Origin of the sequence: Streptomyces sp. NPDC091280 (genome assembly GCF_044768565.1) — a bacterium.
In the GTDB taxonomy this organism is placed as follows: domain Bacteria; phylum Actinomycetota; class Actinomycetes; order Streptomycetales; family Streptomycetaceae; genus Streptomyces.
In genome coordinates, this window is the sequence record NZ_JBIVUZ010000002.1 from 301389 (window position 1) to 320564 (window position 19176).

Sequence of the window (19176 nt, forward strand, 5' to 3'; positions counted from 1 at the left end):
GGGGAAGGGGACCGATTAGGATCGGCGGTCTGATGACTGCCACTCTCGTCGCCAAGAATCTCGCCGCCGGACACGGCGACCGCGCCCTGTTCACCGGGCTCGACCTCGTCGTCGCCCCCGGCGACGTGATCGGCCTCGTCGGTGCCAACGGCGCCGGCAAGTCCACCCTCCTGAAGCTGCTTGCCGGACTGCTCGCACCGGAGGAGGGCGAACTGCGCCTCTCCCCGCCGACCGCGACCGTGGGACACCTTCCGCAGGAGCCGGAGCGGCACGCGGACGAGAGCGTGCGGGCGTTCCTGGCGCGCCGCACCGGTGTCGCCGAGGCCCAGCGCACGATGGACGAGGCCACCCAGGCCCTGGTCGACGGAGCGCCCGGCGCCGACGACGCCTACTCCGCGAGCCTGGAGCGCTGGCTCGACCTCGGCGGCGCCGACCTCGACGAACGGGCCGAGGAGATCGCCGACACCCTCGGCCTCTCCATCGACCTCGACCAGCCGATGACCTCCCTCTCCGGCGGCCAGGCGGCCCGAGCGGGCCTGGCCTCCCTCCTCCTCTCCCGCTACGACGTCTTCCTCCTCGACGAGCCCACCAACGACCTGGACCTCGACGGCCTGGAACGCCTCGAACGCTTCGTCTCCGGCCTGCGCGCCGGCACGGTCGTCGTCTCCCACGACCGCGAGTTCCTCACCCGCACCGTCACCAAGGTCCTCGAACTCGACCTGGCCCAGAACCAGGTCAACCTCTACGGCGGCGGCTACGAGGCCTACCTGGAGGAGCGCGAGGTGGCCCGCCGGCACGCCCGCGACGACTTCGAGGAGTACGCCGACAAGCGCGCCGCCCTCCAGGACCGCGCCCAGATGCAGCGCGGCTGGATGGACAAGGGCGTCAAGAACGCCCGCCGCAAGGCGAGCAACGACAACGACAAGATCGGCCGCAAGTTCCGCAGCGAGGCCAGCGAGAAGCAGGCCGCGAAGGCCCGGCAGACCCAGCGCATGATCGAACGCCTCGAAGTCGTCGAGGAGCCCCGCAAGGAGTGGGAGCTGCGCATGGAGATCGCCTCCGCGCCCCGCTCCGGCTCGGTCGTCGCGACCCTGCGGGACGCCGAGGTACGGCGCGGCGACTTCAGCTTCGGGCCGGTGTCCCTCCAGATCGACTGGGCGGACCGGGTCGCGGTGACCGGCGCGAACGGCGCGGGCAAGTCGACGCTGCTCGCCGCGCTGCTTGGCCGGATCCCGCTGGACTCGGGGGCCGCCACGCTCGGCTCGGGCGTCCTGGTGGGCGAGGTCGACCAGGCGCGGCAGTTGTTCCACGGCACGGAGTCGCTGCTCGACGCGTTCTGCGCGGCCGTCCCGGACACCGAGCCGGCCGAAGTCCGCACGCTGCTCGCGAAGTTCGGCCTCAAGGCGCACCACGTGACGCGTCCGGCCGGCACCCTGTCACCGGGTGAGCGCACCCGCTCGGCCCTGGCGCTGCTCCAGGGCCGGGGCGTCAACCTCCTGGTCCTGGACGAGCCGACGAACCACCTGGACCTGCCGGCCATCGAGCAGCTGGAGTCGGCACTCGACGCCTACGAGGGCACGCTGCTGCTGGTCACGCACGACCGGCGGATGCTGGACGCGGTCCATGTGACCCGGCGCCTGGAGGTGGCGGACGGCAAGGTGACGGAGCAACGGTGAACTCCGCGTGGCCCGTTCACCACGGGTCCGTCGTGGCTGGCCGCGCGGTTCCTTGTACCTCTGAAGGAGCGCGGCCAGAACCGGAGTCGCGGCGCTCGGCCTCCCGCGCGGCACGTTCCACCCGGCCCCGGTGCTCCGCCCACCAACTCGCCCCGCCCGGAGCCATATTGTCACCCTCGGCCCGCTGCCCCACCGCTCCGTCGACGAGTTCCCGTACGACGTCGGCGTGCCCCGCGTGCCGGGAGGTCTCGTAGACCATGTGGGCGAGGGCGCGGTGCAGGGTGATCTCGCTTCCCCGCTCACCGGGCATACGGCCGACCGCGTCCAGGGGCAGCGCCTCGATCGTCTCGTCCGCGTGGGCCCAGATCCGCCGGTAGTCCCCGACGATCCGCTCCCGCGTCTCGTCGGGCGTCGCCCACAGATCCGCGTTGGGCTCGGCGTTCCCGGCGATCCACAACTCCGGTGCGTCGGCACTGTGGTGAAGGATGACGCGGCGCTCGGCCTTGAAGTCCGGTGCGATCATCCGCCCCCATTGTTCAGGAGGGCGCTGCGCGCCCTGTAAGGGGCGCGGGGAACTGCGCGGCCAGCCCCCACTGGCCCGCAGCGCCCCACGATCCGACCGGCGGAGCCGTCAGCGCTTGCCCTTCTTGCCCGGGTCCAGCAACCCCGCCTTGCGCAGCGCGTCGGCCATCGCGCTGTTGGCCGGCGGCGGAGCCGCCTGGCGTGAGCCACCGCCCTGGCCGCCACCCTGGCGCTGCTGCTGGCGTTGCTGCGGCGGACGCCCGCCGCGCTGCCTGCGCTCGCCGCCCCCGCCCTGCTCCCGCCGGTCACCGCCGGAGGCGGCGGCCTCGTCCTCCAGGCGCAGCGTCAACGAGATCCGCTTGCGCGGGATGTCGACGTCGAGCACCTTCACCTTGACGATGTCCCCCGGCTTCACCACGTCCCGCGGGTCCTTGACGAACGTCTTCGACAGCGCGGAGACATGCGCCAGTCCGTCCTGGTGGACACCGACGTCGATGAACGCCCCGAACGCGGCGACGTTCGTGACGACTCCTTCCAGGACCATCCCGGGCGCGAGGTCGGAGATCTTCTCGACGCCGTCCTTGAAGGTCGCCGTCTTGAACGCGGGCCGCGGGTCGCGCCCCGGCTTCTCCAGTTCCTTGAGGATGTCGGTCACGGTCGGCAGACCGAACGTCTCGTCCACGAACTCCGTCGGCTTCAGCGACCGCAGCACCGCCGTGTTGCCGATCAGTGAAGCGACCTCGCTGCCCGCCGTCTTCACCATCCGCCGCACGACCGGATACGCCTCGGGGTGCACGCTGGACGCGTCGAGCGGGTCGTCGCCGCCCCGGATGCGCAGGAAGCCCGCGCACTGCTCGTAGGCCTTCGGGCCGAGCCGTGCCACGTTCTTCAGCTGGGTGCGCGAGGTGAAGGGGCCGTTGGCGTCGCGGTGCGACACGATGTTCTCGGCGAGGCCGGAGGTGATGCCGGAGACCCGTGAAAGCAGCGGCGCGGAGGCCGTGTTGACGTCCACGCCGACGCCGTTCACACAGTCCTCGACGACCGCGTCCAGTGAACGCGACAGCTTCACCTCGGACAGGTCGTGCTGGTACTGGCCGACCCCGATCGACTTGGGGTCGATCTTCACCAGCTCGGCCAGCGGGTCCTGGAGCCGGCGCGCGATGGAGACGGCGCCGCGCAACGACACGTCCATGTCGGGCAGTTCCTGCGAGGCGAACGCGGACGCCGAGTACACGGACGCGCCGGCCTCGGACACCATCACCTTGGTGAGCTTCAACTCCGGGTGCTTGGTGATGAGTTCACCGGCGAGCTTGTCGGTCTCGCGGGACGCCGTGCCGTTGCCGATCGCGATCAGGTCGACCGAGTACTGGGCGGAGAGGCGCGCCAGCTTGGCCAGGGCCTCGTCCCACTTGTTGGCCGGGACATGCGGGTAGATGACGTCGGTGGCGACGACCTTGCCGGTCGCGTCGACGACGGCCACCTTCACGCCCGTACGGAAGCCGGGGTCCAGACCGAGCGTCGCGCGCGTGCCGGCCGGGGCGGCCAGCAGCAGGTCGCGCAGGTTGGACGCGAACACGTTGACCGCCTCGTCCTCGGCCGCGGTGCGCAGCCGGAGCCTGAGGTCGATGCCGAGGTGCACCAGGATGCGGGTGCGCCAGGCCCAACGGACCGTGTCCTGGAGCCACTTGTCGCCGGGACGGCCCCGGTCCTGGATCTGGAAGCGGTGGGCGACCATCCCCTCGTAGGAAGAAGGCCCCTCGGTGGCTTCCTCGGGTTCCAGGACGAGATCGAGGACCTCCTCCTTCTCGCCGCGCAGCATCGCGAGGACGCGGTGCGAGGGCAGCGCGGTGAACGGCTCCGCGAAGTCGAAGTAGTCGGCGAACTTGGCGCCCGCCTCCTCCTTGCCGTCCCGCACCTTCGCGGCCAGCCGCCCGCGCCCCCACATCCGCTCGCGCAGCTCGCCGATCAGGTCGGCGTCCTCCGAGAACCGCTCGGTGAGGATCGCCCGCGCGCCGTCCAGGGCGGCCTGCGGATCGGCGACGCCCTTGTCGGCGTCGACGAACGCGGCCGCGGCGGCCAGCGGTTGCACGGTCGGGTCGCCCAACAGGCCCTCCGCGAGCGGCTCAAGCCCCGCCTCGCGCGCGATCTGGGCCTTCGTCCGCCGCTTGGGCTTGTAGGGGAGGTAGATGTCCTCAAGGCGCGCCTTCGTCTCCGCCGCCCGGATCTGCCCCTCCAGCTCCTCGGTGAGCTTGCCCTGCTCGCGCACCGATTCGAGGATCGCGGTCCGCCGCTCCTCCAGCTCCCGCAGATACCGCAGCCGCTCTTCGAGCGTGCGCAGCTGCGCGTCGTCGAGCATCTCGGTCGCTTCCTTGCGGTAGCGGGCGATGAAGGGCACCGTCGAACCGCCGTCGAGCAGCTCGACGGCGGCCTTCACCTGCCGCTCCCGTACGCCGAGCTCCTCGGCGATCCTGCCTTCGATGGACCCTACGAGGGGTGTCGTCACGCCCGTACCGCCTTCTCCACTGAGGTTGCGCGGCAATTGTGGCAGGTGGCACCGACACTCGGGGATCAGGGCGCGGTCCCGGCCGCGCGTCGGCTAGCTCTTGCCCAGCAGATTCCCCGGGAACGCCCCGGCGGCCAGCGCGCGGCGGGCGAATCCGGACCCCAGCTCGGTCAGCCGCAGGACCCCCTCGGCGCCCAGGTGCGCGTACGGTGCCCGGTCCAGCCGGTCGGTCTCCGCCTCGATCCCGGCGCGCAGCGCGACGCCCGCCTCGGTCAACTCGCCGTCGCCGTCGAGCACTCCGCGCCCACGCAGCCGTTCCACGGCGGCGTCCCACTCCTCCTGGCTCCAGCCGCGCGTGCCGAACACCCACTTCGGGGCCATGCCCTTGCCGGTGGCGGTGTGGGTCACCACCGCCTCCAGGCCGTCGAGCTCGGCGGACATCAGGACGGCCAGGTGACCGTCGCCGCGGTGCTCGCGCAGCAGGGTGGCGGCGTGGAAGTAGGCGAGGTGCGGCTCCTCGGGGACCGGGAGGTCGGCGTGGGCGGCGTACAGGGGGCGGGCGGCGCGTGTGCACGCCTCGGTGGCCCGCAGCGCCAGCCGTGCGGCCTCCGCCATCTCCGCCGACCCGGCCACGTCGTCGTCCAGGAGCCGGCGCACGGTCGCGTCGACGGCACGCGCGCGTGCCTCAAGGGCCTGCTCCGGGGAGGCGGTCTCCCACACGGCGGGCACGTGCCGGGCCACGAGTTCGTACTTGTAGTTGTAGAAGGCCGCCGCCACCACGCCGGGTCCGACGCGTCCCAGCGCCGCCGCCCGTACGGCGAAGTTGACGGCCCTGGAGTCCGTGACGCCGAGCTCCGACATCTCCCTCGCCAGGTCGGGTGAGAAGTAGAGGGTGGCGTGCAGGGAGTTGAGCGCGTTGTGGCAGCGGCGCCCGGCACGGGGATCTACGGCGGCAGTAGTCATGACGGTCACGTTACCGACTGGTCGGTACGCGCTCCAGGGGGTGGGCGTCGGATGGCGGGAAAGGTGGGGTGTCCGACGGTCCGCACCGGGCGCCGCCTCATCCCCGGGCCGGCCAGGTGAAGCGCGCCGCCCGGCGTTCCAGGAACGCGGCGACCCCCTCCGCGGTGTCGCCGCTGCCGCGCGCCTGCTCCGCCCAGTGACCGTCCCGGTCCGTACGGCCGTCCGCGAACTCCTTCGCCGCGGCCTGCGTCAGCCGTGAGCGGGCGGCCAGTACCCGGGTGAACTCCGCGACCCGCGCCGCGAGTTCGCCCTCGGGCAGCAACTCGTCGAGGAACCCGGTGCGCAGCGCCCGCTCCGCGTCGATCAACTCGCCCGAGAACAGCAGGTACTTGGCGGTTCCCGGACCCACCAGCGACACCAACCGCCGGGTGGAGGAGGCCGGATACACGATCCCGAGCTTCGCCGGAGTCACCCCGAACAGCGCCCCCCGCTCCGCGAACCGCAGATCGCAGGCCGCCGCCAACTGCGCGCCCCCGCCCACGCAATGACCCCGGATCGCGGCCAGCGTCGGCTTCGGGAAGGCCGCGAGTGCCTCCTCCGCCTGTACCGCGAGGCCCTGCGCCGCGGTCGCCGACCCGCGCAGTGTGGAGATGTCGGCCCCGGCGCAGAACGTCCCGTCCTCGCCGGTCAGCACCAGCGCCCGTACCTCCGGGTCGGCCGCCAGGGTGTCGAGCAGCGGCGGCAGCGCGCGCCACATCGCGGCCGTCATCGCGTTGCGCTTGCCGGGGTGGTGGATGACGACGGTGGCGACCGAGTCGGCCACCTCGTGCAGCAGGCGGGGCTCCATGTGCCGGATGCTACGTACAAGCCGAAGAGTTCGCGAAGTCGGCATGATCGGGACAGGACCGATCCGGAAAGCAGCCGTACCGTACCCGAACGGGCGGAAGACGCCCGATTACCGCTGACTTCTGTTCAGTCGGGCGGGGCGGCGCGGGTCGGTGCCAACACTCGTCGTGTGGTGACAATCGAGCGCAAGGGCGGCGACCGGACGATGGACGACCACGGGCGTGGGTCGGGCCCCTGCTCAGAGGGCGGCAGAGACGATCCCCCGGCCCCCGCCCCGCCGGGTCCGCTGCCCTACGAGGGAGTCTGGCGGTTCACCGCCTCCGCCGTGGACGCCTCCGTCCCGCAGGCACGGCACGCCGTACGGGACCTGCTGCTGCGCCAGGGCGTGCCGCTGACGGACGACCTGTTGCAGGGCCTGTTGCTGATCGTCTCCGAGCTGGTCACCAACGGGGTCAAACACGCGGCACTGCTCTCACCGGTGCTCGCGGTGGAGGTCGCCGTGGGCGCCGAGTGGGTGCGGGTGTCCGTCGAGGACAACCACCCCTACCGCCCGACCGCCCTGGTCGCCGACCACGACGAGACGGGCGGCCGGGGACTGCTCCTGGTACGCGAGGTGACCCGGGAGGCGGGCGGTGTCTGCGACGTCGAGCACACGGCGAGCGGCGGCAAGGTGATCTGGGCCGCGCTGCCGCTCACCGGTGTGCGGGTGCCCTAGGGCCTGTCCGGCGGATCATGCCGCGGACGCCGGGTCCGTCACGCCCACCCGCGGCGTTGTCGTCGGTCGCCGACTCCCCAGACTCGGCTCCGCTCGACCGGGGGACCCATCGCGTCGCCTCCCTGCTCTGCTCCGCCTTGCGGCTGGGCGCACCGGACCCCGCCCACCTGGGCCGATCGGGCACCGATGCCTTCCTGCTGCCTGATCCGCTGGACAGGCCCTGGGCCGGGTCCGCGAAGTCCCGCCTGCCGCGCGACGGGCGGACGACGGGAGTTCGCGGACCCGCCCTGGGCCCGGCCCTCACCAGCCCGCGGACGGGCCCGTCAGTTCCCTGACCGCTGGACGGGCCGCGTCCAGCACCGTCATGAACCAGGAAGAGAAGGTGTCCTTCGCGTGCCGCTCCGCCAGCTCGGCGGGGGTCACGTACGCGGTCGTGGCCACTTCCTCCGGGTCCGGCCGCAGGGGGGCCTGCACCATGCCGACGAAGAGGTGGTTGAACTCCTGCTCCACCAGTCCCGAGGCCGGGTCCGGGTGGTTGTAGCGCACCGTGCCCGCCTCGGCGAGCAGCGAGGGCGACACCCCGAGCTCCTCGTACGTCCGCCGGGCCGCCGCCGCGAAGGGCGCCTCGCCCGGGTAGGGGTGACCGCAGCAGGTGTTGGACCACACACCGGGGGAGTGGTACTTGCCGAGCGCCCGCTGCTGGAGCAGCAGCCGGCCCTGCTCGTCGAAGAGGAAGACGGAGAAGGCGCGGTGGAGCCGGCCCGGCGGCTGGTGGGCGGAGAGCTTCTCCGCGGTGCCGATCGTCACGCCGTTCTCGTCGACCAGTTCGAGCAGGATCGCTTCGACGGTGCCGTTCGACTCGGCGGTGCCGTTCGACGAAGTGTGCGTCGCGGTGGCAGGTGTGGTCGGCATACCCATCCTTCACATCGGTCTTCAAAGCCAAGTCTGCCGTACGAATCCGGCACTCCCGGCAGTTCATCGTGCCCGGCGCGGCGACGGGGGAACCGTCCGGGGGGTGGGGTCAGGGCAGTGTGGACACAGGTGTGCGCCGGACGGTTGCGTTCCGCCCGACCTGGTCGTTCTCCCTCGGATTCGGTCGGTTTCCGTCAGCCGTCGATGGGCCGCGGCCCATGGTCCGCGGCCCATGGTCCGTGATCCGTGGTCCGTGATCCGTGGTCAGCCGTCAGTGGCAGAGCTTCGCCTCGTGCTCCGCGTGGCCGCCGGGCTCCAACTGGAAGGTGCAGTGCGCCACGTCGAAGTGGTCGCCGAGGCAGCCCTGGAGTTCGTGGAGCATCTTCTCGTTGCCGATGGCGTTGAGCACGTCCGAGCCGACGACCACGTGCGCGGAGAGCACCGGCAGACCCGAGGTGATCGTCCAGGCGTGCAGATCGTGGATGTCCTCGACACCGTCCAGGGCCAGGAGGTGGGCGCGCACCTCCCGCATGTCGACGTCCTTGGGCGCCGACTCCAGCAGTACGTCCAGGGTCTCGCGCAGCAGCTTCAGCGTGCGGGGCACGATCATCAGGCCGATGGCGAGCGAGGCGATCGGGTCGGCCGCCTGCCATCCCGTGGTCAGGACCACCAGGGCCGAGACGATCACCGCGAGGGAGCCCAGCGCGTCGGCGGCCACCTCCAGGAACGCGCCGCGCACGTTCAGGCTCTCCCGCTGGCCGCGCACCAGCAGCGTGAGGGAGATCATGTTCGCGACCAGGCCGACCAGACCGAACACGACGGTCAGCCCGCCCCGGGTGTCGGCCGGCTCGACGAACCGCTGGACCGCCTCGTACAGGACGTAGCCGCCGACGCCGAGCAGCAGCAGGCAGTTGGCGAGCGCGGCGAGGATCTCCGCGCGGGCGTAGCCGAAGGTGCGGTTGCCGGCCGCCGGGCGGTTGGCGAAGTGGATGGCGAGCAGCGCCATGCCCAGGCCCAGCGCGTCCGTCGCCATGTGGGCCGCGTCCGCGATGAGCGCGAGGGAGTCCGCGAGCAGCCCGCCGACCACCTCGACCACCATCACCGTGAGCGTGATCCCCAGTGCGACCCGCAGCCTGCCCCGGTACGCCGAGGCGGCCGTACCGGTGCCGGGAGCGCCGTGCGTGTGGGAATGCCCGTGGTCGTGCCCTGCCCCCATGAAAGCCGCCCTCCTGATGCCTGCCCTGCTGCACAGTGAACTACGGGTGGGGGGTATGGGGCAACGCGGCACTGAACACCGTTGTCATGTGCCCTGACCTGCGTAAACGGTCCGCAGGTCAGGCCGGTGCGGAGGGTGTGCGGGCGGGCGCGGAGGACGGCCCCCGCCGGCAGTCGTCTCCGAGGACCGTCGCCACGTACCGCCTCCATGGGCCGTCGCCAGGGCGTCCGCGGAATGCCCGGCGATGTCCGTTCCGTCAGGTGCGGTTTGTCGGCCGGGGGCCGAATCCCTGATGATGATCTCGGCGGAGGCGCCTACAGATCCTGTTGATCAGCCTATGAACGGCCGGTGAACACGGGCTTGAGAGCATCCGATAGCCTCTGCCGACATGCCGCCCGGGTGCCACCCGAAGGGCGCCACCACCATGCACATGACCGGCGCCCACGCGTCGGTACCAGGGAGTGAGTTCGGTTGTCGACCGCCATCCTCACCGGCCAGCCGGTCCCCGGATCGTCGATCGAGGACGACCTGCGCTCGCTCGGGTTCGACGTCCGGATCGCCGCCGACACCGCCGAGGCGGAAACGCTTCTGGCGGCCGTCCCCGGCGACCGGCGCGTCGCCGTCGTGGACGCCCGGTTCGTCGGCCACCGGCACGCGCTGCGCCTCGGCCTCACCGACCCGCGCTTCCCGCTCGCCGCGGTGCCCGGCGCCGTCACCGCGCAGCCCGCCGGCCGCCAGGCCCTGACCCGCGCGATGGCCCGCGAGAACTCGGCCGGCGGCGGTACGACCCTCCTCGACAACCTCGCCGACCGCATCGTCACCGCCCTCGACGCCGACGGCTCCGACGTGCACCGCCCCGAGCTAGGCAGCCTCGTCGCCACCGTCCCCGCCGACCCGCAGGCCGGCAGCGAGGCACGGCAGGCCGTCGCCGCCGTGGACGAGGAGGCCGTACGCCTGAAGTCGGCCGTGAAGTCCCGCGACGGCTTCTTCACCACCCACTTCATCAGCCCGTACTCCCGTTACCTCGCGCGCTGGTGCGCTCGCCGCGGCCTCACCCCGAACCAGGTCACCACCGCGTCCCTGCTCACCGCGCTGATCGCGGCGGGCTGCGCGGCCACCGGCACCCGCGCCGGGTTCGTCGCGGCCGGTGTCCTGCTGATCGCGTCCTTCGTCCTGGACTGCACCGACGGCCAGCTCGCCCGCTACTCCCTCCAGTACTCCACCCTCGGCGCCTGGCTCGACGCCACCTTCGACCGCGCCAAGGAGTACGCCTACTACGCGGGCCTCGCGCTCGGAGCGGCCCGCGGCGGCGACGACGTATGGGCGCTCGCGCTCGGCGCGATGGTCCTCCAGACCTGCCGGCACGTCGTGGACTTCTCCTTCAACGAGGCCAACCACGACGCCACCGCCAACACCAGCCCCACCGCCGCCCTCTCCGACAAGCTCGACAGCGTCGGCTGGACGGTCTGGGTGCGCCGGATGATAGTCCTGCCCATCGGCGAACGATGGGCGATGATCGCCGTCCTCACGGCCGTGACCACACCCCGGATCACCTTCTACGTCCTCCTCGTGGGCTGCGCCTTCGCGGCCACGTACACGACGGCGGGCCGGGTGCTGCGCTCGCTGACCCGCAAGGCGAAGCGCACCGACCGGGCGGCGGGCGCGCTGGCCGACCTCGCGGACAACGGACCGCTCGCGTCCTTCGTGGCCCGCGTCAACCCGGGCCGCCTCGGCGCCCCGCTCCTGATCGCCCTCGCCGGTACGGCGGTCCTCGCCGTGTCCCTCTTCTCCGGCGTCACCTGGGCCCCCGTCGCGGGCGCCTTCGTCTACGCGCTCGCCGCCGGGCAGGCCCTGTACCGCCCCCTCAAGGGCGCCCTCGACTGGCTGATCCCCCCGCTCTTCCGCGCCGCCGAATACGGCACCGTCCTGATCCTTGCGGCCAAAGCGGAGGTGAACGGAGCGCTTCCCGCGGCTTTCGGCCTGGTGGCCGCCGTCGCCTACCATCACTACGACACGGTGTACCGCATCCGCGGCAACGCCGGGGCGCCCCCGGCCTGGCTGGTGCGCGCCATCGGGGGGCAGGAGGGGCGGACGCTGCTCGTCACCGTTCTCGCCGCCGTGCTCACCGCGTCGCAGTTCCCGGTCGCGCTCACGGTCCTGGCCGTGGCCGTGGCCCTGCTGGTGCTCGTCGAGAGCATCCGCTTCTGGGTGTCCGCAGGGGCGCCCGCCGTACACGATGAAGGAGAACCCGCATGATCGGCCTCGTGCTGGCGGCCGGCGCCGGACGGCGTCTGCGCCCCTACACCGACAGCCTTCCCAAGGCTCTGGTGCCGGTGGGGCCCGCGGGCATAGAGGGCGAACCGACAGTCCTGGACCTCACCCTCGGCAACTTCGCCGAGATCGGTCTGACCGAGGCCGCGATCATCGTCGGCTACCGCAAGGAGGCCGTCTACGAGCGCAAGGCGGCCCTGGAGGCCAAGTACGGCCTCAAGCTCACCCTCATCGACAACGACAAGGCCGAGGAGTGGAACAACGCCTACTCCCTGTGGTGCGGACGTGACGCCCTCAAGGACGGCGTGATCCTCGCCAACGGCGACACCGTCCACCCCGTCTCCGTCGAGAAGACGCTGCTCGCGGCGCGCGGCGACGGCAAGCGGATCATCCTCGCGCTGGACACCGTCAAGTCCCTGGCGGACGAGGAGATGAAGGTCGTCGTCGACCCCGCCAAGGGCATGACACGGATCACCAAGCTGATGGACCCCGCCGAGGCGACGGGCGAGTACATCGGCGTCACCCTCATCGAGGGCGACGCCACCGCCGAACTCGCCGACGCGCTCAAGACGGTGTGGGAGACCGACCCGCAGCAGTTCTACGAGCACGGCTACCAGGAACTCGTCAACCGCGGCTTCCGGATCGACGTGGCCCCGATCGGCGACGTCAAGTGGGTCGAGATCGACAACCACGACGATCTGGCCAGGGGACGGGAGATCGCGTGCCTGTACTGACCCGGCTGATCCCCTCGCCCGTCGTCGTGGACATCCGCCCGGGTGCCCTCGACGACCTCGGGTGCGTGCTCGCCGACGAACGCATCTCGCACTCCGGCAAGCTCGCCATCGCCGTCAGCGGCGGCTCGGGCGCCCGGCTGCGCGAGCGGATCGCGCCCAGCCTGCCCGGCGCCACCTGGTTCGAGGTCGGCGGCGGCACCATCGACGACGCGGTCCGGCTGGCCAACGACATAAAGGCCGGCCGCTACGACGCGGTCGTGGGCCTCGGCGGCGGAAAGATCATCGACTGCGCCAAGTTCGCGGCGGCCCGCGTCGGCCTTCCGCTGGTCGCGGTCGCCACCAACCTCGCGCACGACGGCCTGTGTTCACCGGTCGCGACCCTCGACAACGACGCGGGCCGCGGCTCCTACGGTGTGCCCAACCCGATCGCGGTGGTCATCGACCTGAACGTGATCCGTGAGGCCCCCGTCCGCTTCGTGCGCTCCGGCATCGGCGACGTCATCTCCAACATCTCCGCGGTCGCGGACTGGGAACTGGCCAACCGCGTCAAGGACGAGAAGATCGACGGCCTCGCCGCGGCGATGGCCCGGCAGGCCGGTGAGGCGGTGCTCCGCCACCCCGGTGGCGTCGGCGACGACGGCTTCCTCCAGGTCCTCGCCGAGGCCCTGGTCCTCACCGGTGTCGCCATGTCGGTGTCGGGCGACTCCCGCCCCTCCTCCGGCGCCTGCCACGAGATCAACCACGCCTTCGACCTGCTCTTCCCCAAACGCGCCGCCGCCCACGGCGAGCAGTGCGGACTGGGCGCGGCCTTCGCGATGTACCTGCGCGGAGCCCACGAGGAATCCGCGTACATGGCCGAGGTGCTGCGCCGGCACGGACTGCCGGTGCTTCCCGAGGAGATCGGCTTCACCGTGGACGAGTTCGTCCGCGCCGTGGAGTTCGCTCCGGAGACCCGCCCCGGCCGCTACACGATCCTCGAACACCTCGACCTGAAAACCGACCAGATCAAGGACAACTACGCCGACTATGTCAAGGCCATCGGTAGCTGAACTCCGTCCCGTCGTCCACCCCGCAGGGGTGAAGGACCGGCGCAGCGGTGAGCACTGGATGGGGCGCCTCTACATGCGTGAGGTGTCCCTGCGGGTCGACCGCTACCTGGTGAACACCAGGGTCTCGCCCAACCAGCTCACGTACCTGATGACCGTCTTCGGCGTCCTCGCCGCCCCGGCACTGCTGGTGCCGGGGATCACGGGCGCCGTGCTGGGCGTGGTCTGCGTCCAGATGTACCTGCTACTGGACTGCGTCGACGGCGAGATCGCCCGCTGGCGCAAGCAGTACTCCCTCGCCGGCGTCTACCTCGACCGGGTCGGCGCCTATCTGACCGACGCGGCCGTGCTCGTCGGCTTCGGGCTGCGCGCCGCCGACCTGTGGGGCAGCGGCCGTATCGACTGGCTGTGGGCCTTCCTCGGCACGCTGGCCGCGCTCGGCGCGATCCTGATCAAGGCCGAGACCGACCTCGTCGGTGTCGCCCGGCACCAGACCGGCAAGGCCCCGGTGCAGGAGTCCGCGGCCGAGATGCGGTCCTCCGGGATGGCGCTGGCCCGCCGGGCCGCGTCCCTGCTGAGGTTCCACCGGCTGATCCTCGGCATCGAGGCGTCCCTGCTGATCCTGCTCCTCGCGATCGTCGACCAGGTCCGCGGCGACCTGTTCTTCTCGCGGCTCGGCGTGGCCGTACTGGCCGGTATCGCGCTGCTCCAGACCCTGCTGCACCTGGTGTCGATCCTCGCGTCGAGCAGGCTGAAGTGAGCGGCATGAAGGTCGGCGCGGTGATCATCACCATGGGCAACCGGCCCGACGAACTCCGCGCCCTGCTCGACTCGGTCGCCAAGCAGGACGGCGACCGGGTCGAGGCGGTCGTCGTCGGCAACGGCTCGCCCGTCCCGGACGTACCGGACGGCGTGCGGACCGTGGAGCTGCCCGAGAACCTCGGCATCCCCGGCGGGCGCAACATCGGCCTGGAGGCCTTCGGGCCCTGCGGTCGCGATGTCGACATAGTGATGTTCCTCGACGACGACGGGCTGCTCGCCCAGCACGACACCGCCGAACTGTGCCGGCGGGCCTTCGCCGCCGACCCCCGGCTCGGCATCATCAGCTTCCGCATCGCCGACCCGGACACCGGCCTCACCCAGCGCCGCCACGTCCCCCGGCTGCGCGCCTCCGACCCGATGCGCTCCTCCCGGGTCACCACCTTCCTCGGCGGCGCCAACGCCGTCCGCACCCAGGTCTTCGCCGAGGTCGGCGCCCTCCCGGACGAGTTCTTCTACGCCCATGAGGAGACCGACCTCGCCTGGCGGGCGCTCGACGCCGGCTGGCTGATCGACTACCGGTCCGACATGGTCCTGTACCACCCGACGACCGCTCCCTCCCGGCACGCGGTCTACCACCGCATGGTCGCCCGCAACCGGGTCTGGCTGGCCCGCCGCAACCTGCCCGCGCCCCTCGTCCCCGTCTACCTCGGGGTCTGGCTGCTGCTCACCCTGCTGCGCCGCCCCTCGCGGCCCGCCCTGCGGGCCTGGTTCGGCGGGTTCAAGGAGGGCTGGACCACTCCGTGCGGGCCGCGCCGGCCCATGAAGTGGCGTACGGTCTGGCGGCTGACCCGGCTGGGCCGGCCCCCCGTGATCTGACCGTTCCGACGGTGCGTGACCGCGCGTTCGGCGCGCGGACGCCCCTTCGAAGGGTCCTGCGGCGGATTCGTGTCGCGTCCTGTAGCACAATTCCGTAAGACGAACGCAAGACGATCGTAAGACGCATCCGAACATGAAGGCTTCCACCCTTGAGTGAGACAACGCATGACGGCGGAGTCGCGGTGAGCCCGCGCCCGTCGCCCGACGCAGGCCTCACGGCGCCGCAGCTCGCCGCCAAGTACGGGCTGACCGTGAGCGGCGCCCGCCCCGGACTCGTCGACTACGTCCGCCAGCTCTGGGGGCGACGTCACTTCATCCTGGCCTTCTCCCAGGCGAAGCTGACGGCCCAGTACAGCCAGGCGAAGCTCGGCCAGCTCTGGCAGGTGGCCACCCCGCTGCTGAACGCGGCCGTCTACTTCTTCATCTTCGGCGTCATCCTGAAGGCCAGCCGGGGCATGTCGCGGGACGTGTACATCCCGTTCCTGGTGACCGGCGTGTTCGTGTTCACCTTCACCCAGAGCTCGATCATGGCGGGTGTCCGCGCGATCTCCGGCAACCTCGGCCTGGTGCGCGCGCTGCACTTCCCGCGCGCCTCGCTGCCGATCTCCTTCGCGCTCCAGCAGCTCCAGCAGCTGCTGTTCTCGATGACGGTGCTCTTCATCATCGTCGTCGGGTTCGGCAGCTACCCCAGCCTGTCCTGGCTGCTGATCCTCCCGGTCCTGCTGCTCCAGTTCCTCTTCAACACCGGGCTCGCGCTGATCGTGGCGCGGATGGGCGCCAAGACCCCGGACCTCGCCCAGCTGATGCCGTTCATCCTGCGCACCTGGATGTACACCTCGGGCGTCATGTTCTCCATCAGCAAGATGATGGAGGGCCGCTCCGAGGTGTTCATCCGCTTCCTCCAGGTGAACCCGGCCGCCATCTACATGGACCTGATGCGCTTCGCGCTCATCGACGGCTACGGCTCCTCGAACCTTCCGCCGCACGTCTGGGCCATCGCCGCCTTCTGGGCCGTGGTCCTGTTCGCCGGCGGCTTCGTGTACTTCTGGCAGGCGGAGGAGAGGTACGGCCGTGGCTGAGCCCAGCACCGAGCAGAACCCGGTGGACCAGACCCCGGGGGCGCTGATCCCCACCGTCGTCGCGGACGAGCTGCACATCGTCTACCGCGTGCACGGCGCCAAGACCGGCAAGGGCAGCGCCACCGCCGCCCTCAGCCGCATAGTCAAGCGCGGCGAGGAGCGCGGGGTGCGCAAGGTGCACGCCGTCAAGGGCGTCTCCTTCGTCGCCTACCGGGGCGAGGCCGTCGGCCTGATCGGCTCCAACGGCTCCGGCAAGTCGACCCTGCTGCGGGCCATCGCCGGGCTGCTGCCGGCCGAGAGCGGCCGGGTCTACACCAACGGCCAGCCCTCACTGCTGGGCGTGAACGCGGCTTTGATGAACGACCTCACCGGCGAGCGGAACGTCATCCTGGGCGGTCTCGCCATGGGCATGAGCCGTGAACAGGTCAAGGAGCGCTATCAGGAGATCGTCGACTTCTCCGGGATCAACGAGAAGGGCGACTTCATCACCCTTCCCATGCGCACCTATTCCTCCGGAATGGCCGCCCGGCTGCGCTTCTCCATCGCCGCCGCCAAGGACCACGACGTCCTGATGATCGACGAGGCACTGGCCACCGGTGACCGAAAGTTCCAGGTCCGTTCCGAGGAACGCATTCGCGAGCTGCGCAAGTCCGCGGGCACGGTGTTCCTGGTCAGTCACAACAACAAGTCCATCCGCGACACCTGCGACCGGGTGCTGTGGCTGGAACGCGGTGAACTGCGGATGGACGGGCCGACCGAAGAGGTCCTGAAGGAGTACGAGAAGTTCACGGGCAAGTAGTCCACCCGTCCTATGGGCGCGAAAGCCCGGAACGCTTCCCAGGGCCCCGCCGGAACTGCTCCGGCGGGGCCCCGCGTCTGCAAAGGAAACGTCAACTCGGCCCGGGCCAAGGAATCTTGACGCCAATCGGTGTGTTGTTGTGATGTGCAGGACACCCCGAGGAAGCTCGATGCGTTGTACAACGTAAGCTGTACCGGTGCCGAATAGCGGCAAGTGGGGCGATAATGCGCGACACCCTCATGCGGGTCACCGTGCGGACGACTGGGCGGCGTGTCCGAAATAGTGTGTATTGGGTCGGCAGTGTAGAACGGGAGATGTGACGGCAATGGCTACGGAAACTCCCCAGCTCACCGAAGCATGCGCCGTCCCCGTCCCTGGTCGTGAGCGGTGACGGGAAGCGGCACCGCCGCCACCGGTGACCCGGAGCGCGGCACACTCGACAAGGCCGCGGGCGAGAACTTCCCCGTGGCGCCTTTCTTCCTGCCCAGGGCCTGGCGCACCGACCTGATGGCGGTCTACGGCTTCGCCCGCCTCGTCGACGACATCGGCGACGGCGACCTCGCCCCCGGCGGTGCCGACGCCAGGCTGCTGGGCGTGTCGCCCGAGGAGGCGGAGGACCGCCTCGTCCTCCTCGACGCCTTCGAGGCCGATCTGCGCCGGGTCTTCGACGGCACCCCCGGCCACCCCCTGCTGCGCCGCCTCCAGCCGACCGTCCGCCGGTGCGCGCTCACCCCGGAACCCTTCCTCGGCCTGATCGCGGCCAACCGCCAGGACCAGCTCGTCACGCGCTACGAGACCTACGACGATCTCCTTGCCTACTGCGAACTCTCCGCCAACCCGGTCGGCCGCCTCGTCCTCGGCGTCACCGGCACCGAGACCCCCGAGCGGGTCCGGCTCTCCGACGCGATCTGCACCGCACTTCAGATCGTCGAACATCTGCAGGACGTGACCGAGGACCTCGGCCGCGACCGCATCTACCTGCCCGCCCAGGACATGAAGCGCTTTCACGTCCAGGAAGCGGATCTCGCCACGCCCTCCGCGGGCGCGTCGGTGCGCGCACTGGTCGCGTACGAAGCGGAACGCGCCCGCGATCTCCTGAATGAAGGCGCCCCCCTGGTGGGTAGCGTCCACGGCAGACTCAAGCTGCTGCTCGCGGGGTTCGTGGCGGGGGGACGTGCGGCGATCGGAGCGATCGTCGCCGCCGAATACGACGTACTTCCCGGCCCGCCCAAACCCGGCAAGATCCAGTTGCTGCGTGAGGTGGGCGTGACTCTGCGAGGAGAGGGGTGATCCGGACCGTGGAGTCTGCACCGCACATGTCCGCGCCGGTACTCGCCGCCTACAGCTACTGCGAGGCCGTCACCGGACAGCAGGCGCGCAATTTCGCGTACGGCATCAGACTGCTGCCCACGCCCAAGCGCCGCGCCATGTCGGCGCTGTACGCGTTCTCACGGCGCGTCGACGACATCGGCGACGGCGCGCTGGCGACCGAGGTGAAGTCGGCGCGGCTGGAGGACACCAGGGCGCTGCTGACCCGGGTCCGCGAGGGCAAGGTCGAGGAGGACGACACCGACCCGGTCGCGGTCGCCCTCGCGCACGCGGCCGAGGCCTTCCCGATCCCGCTCGGCGGCCTGGACGAGCTGATCGACGGCGTCCTGATGGACGTCCGGGGCGAGACCTACGAGACCTGGGACGACCTGAAGGTCTACTGCCGCTGTGTCGCGGGCGCGATCGGGCGGCTCTCGCTCGGTGTGTTCGGCACGGAGGCGGGGGCGCGCGGCGCCGAGCGCGCCTCCGAGTACGCCGACACGCTGGGGCTCGCGCTCCAGCTCACCAACATCCTCAGAGACGTCCGCGAGGACGCCGAGGGCGGCCGGACCTATCTGCCCGCCGACGACCTCGCGAAATTCGGCTGCTCGGCCGGGTTCGACGGGCCGACCCCGCCGGAGGGCTCCGACTTCGCGGGCCTCGTCCACTTCGAGGTGCGACGGGCCCGCACCCTTTTCGCCGAGGGCTACCGGCTGCTCCCCATGCTCGACCGCCGCAGCGGCGCCTGTGTCGCCGCCATGGCCGGCATCTACCGCCGTCTCCTGGACCGCATCGAGCGCGAGCCGGAGGCCGTGCTGCGCGGCCGTGTCTCGCTGCCCGGCCGCGAGAAGGCCTACGTCGCCGTGCGCGGCCTGTCCGGACTGGACACCCGCCACATCACGCGCAGGACCCTCAGGAGGCGCACCTGATGGACAAAGTGGGCCAAGG

The 19176-nt window shown here is 71.1% G+C and carries 17 protein-coding genes; 11 read left to right on the forward strand and 6 right to left on the reverse strand.

The annotated features are described in order from the left end of the window. Positions 1-32 precede the first annotated feature (32 nt). Positions 33-1676 carry an ABC-F family ATP-binding cassette domain-containing protein gene (locus ACIQPR_RS07950; protein WP_403643655.1) on the forward strand — a complete coding sequence of 548 codons (1644 nt, stop codon included), beginning with the start codon at positions 33-35 and terminating at the stop codon, positions 1674-1676. 16 nt (positions 1677-1692) lie between these two features. On the opposite strand, the gene ACIQPR_RS07955 is transcribed toward ACIQPR_RS07950, so the two are convergent. From ACIQPR_RS07955 to ACIQPR_RS07970, 4 genes are all read right to left on the reverse strand, one after another. Further along, positions 1693-2199, reverse strand: a complete 507-nt coding sequence (locus ACIQPR_RS07955; RefSeq protein WP_403643658.1) for a DUF664 domain-containing protein — start codon at positions 2197-2199, stop codon at positions 1693-1695. A 108-nt stretch (positions 2200-2307) separates the two neighbouring features. Further along, positions 2308-4701 carry a Tex family protein gene (locus ACIQPR_RS07960; RefSeq protein ID WP_403643661.1) on the reverse strand — a complete coding sequence of 798 codons (2394 nt, stop codon included), beginning with the start codon at positions 4699-4701 and terminating at the stop codon, positions 2308-2310. 93 nt (positions 4702-4794) lie between these two features. Beyond that, entirely contained in the window at positions 4795-5664 is an 870-nt protein-coding gene (locus ACIQPR_RS07965; RefSeq protein ID WP_403643664.1) for a hypothetical protein, read from the reverse strand. 97 nt (positions 5665-5761) lie between these two features. Further along, positions 5762-6511 carry an enoyl-CoA hydratase/isomerase family protein gene (locus ACIQPR_RS07970; RefSeq protein ID WP_403643667.1) on the reverse strand — a complete coding sequence of 250 codons (750 nt, stop codon included), beginning with the start codon at positions 6509-6511 and terminating at the stop codon, positions 5762-5764. A gap of 204 nt (positions 6512-6715) precedes the next feature. Here ACIQPR_RS07970 and ACIQPR_RS07975 point away from each other — a divergent pair, with 204 nt between their 5' ends. After that, complete coding sequence (locus tag ACIQPR_RS07975) at positions 6716-7225, forward strand: ATP-binding protein (RefSeq protein WP_403644749.1); 510 nt, start codon at positions 6716-6718, stop codon at positions 7223-7225. Positions 7226-7525: 300 nt separating this feature from the next. On the opposite strand, the gene idi is transcribed toward ACIQPR_RS07975, so the two are convergent. Further along, positions 7526-8137 (reverse strand): isopentenyl-diphosphate Delta-isomerase, encoded by a 612-nt coding sequence (gene idi / locus ACIQPR_RS07980; RefSeq protein ID WP_403643670.1) that lies wholly within the window; start codon positions 8135-8137, stop codon positions 7526-7528. A 271-nt stretch (positions 8138-8408) separates the two neighbouring features. Then, positions 8409-9353: a cation diffusion facilitator family transporter gene (locus tag ACIQPR_RS07985; RefSeq protein WP_403643673.1), complete on the reverse strand. Its 945-nt coding sequence runs from the start codon at positions 9351-9353 to the stop codon at positions 8409-8411. A 471-nt stretch (positions 9354-9824) separates the two neighbouring features. Between ACIQPR_RS07985 and ACIQPR_RS07990 the strand changes: the two genes are divergently transcribed. From ACIQPR_RS07990 to hpnD, 9 genes are all read left to right on the forward strand, one after another. Further along, positions 9825-11609 (forward strand): DUF5941 domain-containing protein, encoded by a 1785-nt coding sequence (locus ACIQPR_RS07990; protein ID WP_403643675.1) that lies wholly within the window; start codon positions 9825-9827, stop codon positions 11607-11609. Further along, a complete protein-coding gene (locus ACIQPR_RS07995; RefSeq protein WP_403643678.1) occupies positions 11606-12358 on the forward strand; it encodes a sugar phosphate nucleotidyltransferase in 753 nt (250 codons plus the stop codon). The genes ACIQPR_RS07990 and ACIQPR_RS07995 overlap by 4 nt, the downstream gene beginning before the upstream one ends. Then, entirely contained in the window at positions 12346-13407 is a 1062-nt protein-coding gene (locus tag ACIQPR_RS08000; RefSeq protein WP_403643681.1) for an iron-containing alcohol dehydrogenase family protein, read from the forward strand. Before ACIQPR_RS07995 ends, ACIQPR_RS08000 begins: the two co-directional genes overlap by 13 nt. Beyond that, positions 13385-14164, forward strand: a complete 780-nt coding sequence (locus ACIQPR_RS08005) for a CDP-alcohol phosphatidyltransferase family protein (protein WP_403643684.1) — start codon at positions 13385-13387, stop codon at positions 14162-14164. The genes ACIQPR_RS08000 and ACIQPR_RS08005 overlap by 23 nt, the downstream gene beginning before the upstream one ends. Before the next feature lie 5 nt (positions 14165-14169). After that, complete coding sequence (locus tag ACIQPR_RS08010) at positions 14170-15042, forward strand: glycosyltransferase family 2 protein (protein ID WP_403644752.1); 873 nt, start codon at positions 14170-14172, stop codon at positions 15040-15042. A gap of 149 nt (positions 15043-15191) precedes the next feature. Continuing rightward, on the forward strand, positions 15192-16121 hold the full coding sequence (locus ACIQPR_RS08015) for an ABC transporter permease (protein ID WP_403643688.1): 930 nt from the start codon (positions 15192-15194) through the stop codon (positions 16119-16121). After that, positions 16114-16920: an ABC transporter ATP-binding protein gene (locus ACIQPR_RS08020; RefSeq protein ID WP_403643691.1), complete on the forward strand. Its 807-nt coding sequence runs from the start codon at positions 16114-16116 to the stop codon at positions 16918-16920. Before ACIQPR_RS08015 ends, ACIQPR_RS08020 begins: the two co-directional genes overlap by 8 nt. A gap of 387 nt (positions 16921-17307) precedes the next feature. Beyond that, positions 17308-18210 carry a squalene synthase HpnC gene (gene hpnC / locus ACIQPR_RS08025; RefSeq protein ID WP_403643694.1) on the forward strand — a complete coding sequence of 301 codons (903 nt, stop codon included), beginning with the start codon at positions 17308-17310 and terminating at the stop codon, positions 18208-18210. Continuing rightward, positions 18207-19157 (forward strand): presqualene diphosphate synthase HpnD, encoded by a 951-nt coding sequence (gene hpnD / locus ACIQPR_RS08030; protein WP_403643697.1) that lies wholly within the window; start codon positions 18207-18209, stop codon positions 19155-19157. Before hpnC ends, hpnD begins: the two co-directional genes overlap by 4 nt. The last annotated feature ends 19 nt before the right edge of the window (positions 19158-19176 follow it).

What these genes read in the sequence shown, in the direction of transcription:
- ACIQPR_RS07950 (WP_403643655.1), top strand. Translation starts at nt 33, where the DNA reads ATGACTGCCACTCTCGTCGCCAAGAATCTCGCCGCCGGACACGGCGAC.
- ACIQPR_RS07955 (WP_403643658.1), bottom strand. Translation starts at nt 2,199, where the DNA reads ATGATCGCACCGGACTTCAAGGCCGAGCGCCGCGTCATCCTTCACCAC.
- ACIQPR_RS07965 (WP_403643664.1), bottom strand. Translation starts at nt 5,664, where the DNA reads ATGACTACTGCCGCCGTAGATCCCCGTGCCGGGCGCCGCTGCCACAAC.
- ACIQPR_RS07970 (WP_403643667.1), bottom strand. Translation starts at nt 6,511, where the DNA reads ATGGAGCCCCGCCTGCTGCACGAGGTGGCCGACTCGGTCGCCACCGTC.
- ACIQPR_RS07975 (WP_403644749.1), top strand. Translation starts at nt 6,716, where the DNA reads ATGGACGACCACGGGCGTGGGTCGGGCCCCTGCTCAGAGGGCGGCAGA.
- idi (WP_403643670.1), bottom strand. Translation starts at nt 8,137, where the DNA reads ATGCCGACCACACCTGCCACCGCGACGCACACTTCGTCGAACGGCACC.
- ACIQPR_RS07985 (WP_403643673.1), bottom strand. Translation starts at nt 9,353, where the DNA reads ATGGGGGCAGGGCACGACCACGGGCATTCCCACACGCACGGCGCTCCC.
- ACIQPR_RS07995 (WP_403643678.1), top strand. Translation starts at nt 11,606, where the DNA reads ATGATCGGCCTCGTGCTGGCGGCCGGCGCCGGACGGCGTCTGCGCCCC.
- ACIQPR_RS08005 (WP_403643684.1), top strand. Translation starts at nt 13,385, where the DNA reads ATGTCAAGGCCATCGGTAGCTGAACTCCGTCCCGTCGTCCACCCCGCA.
- ACIQPR_RS08010 (WP_403644752.1), top strand. Translation starts at nt 14,170, where the DNA reads ATGAAGGTCGGCGCGGTGATCATCACCATGGGCAACCGGCCCGACGAA.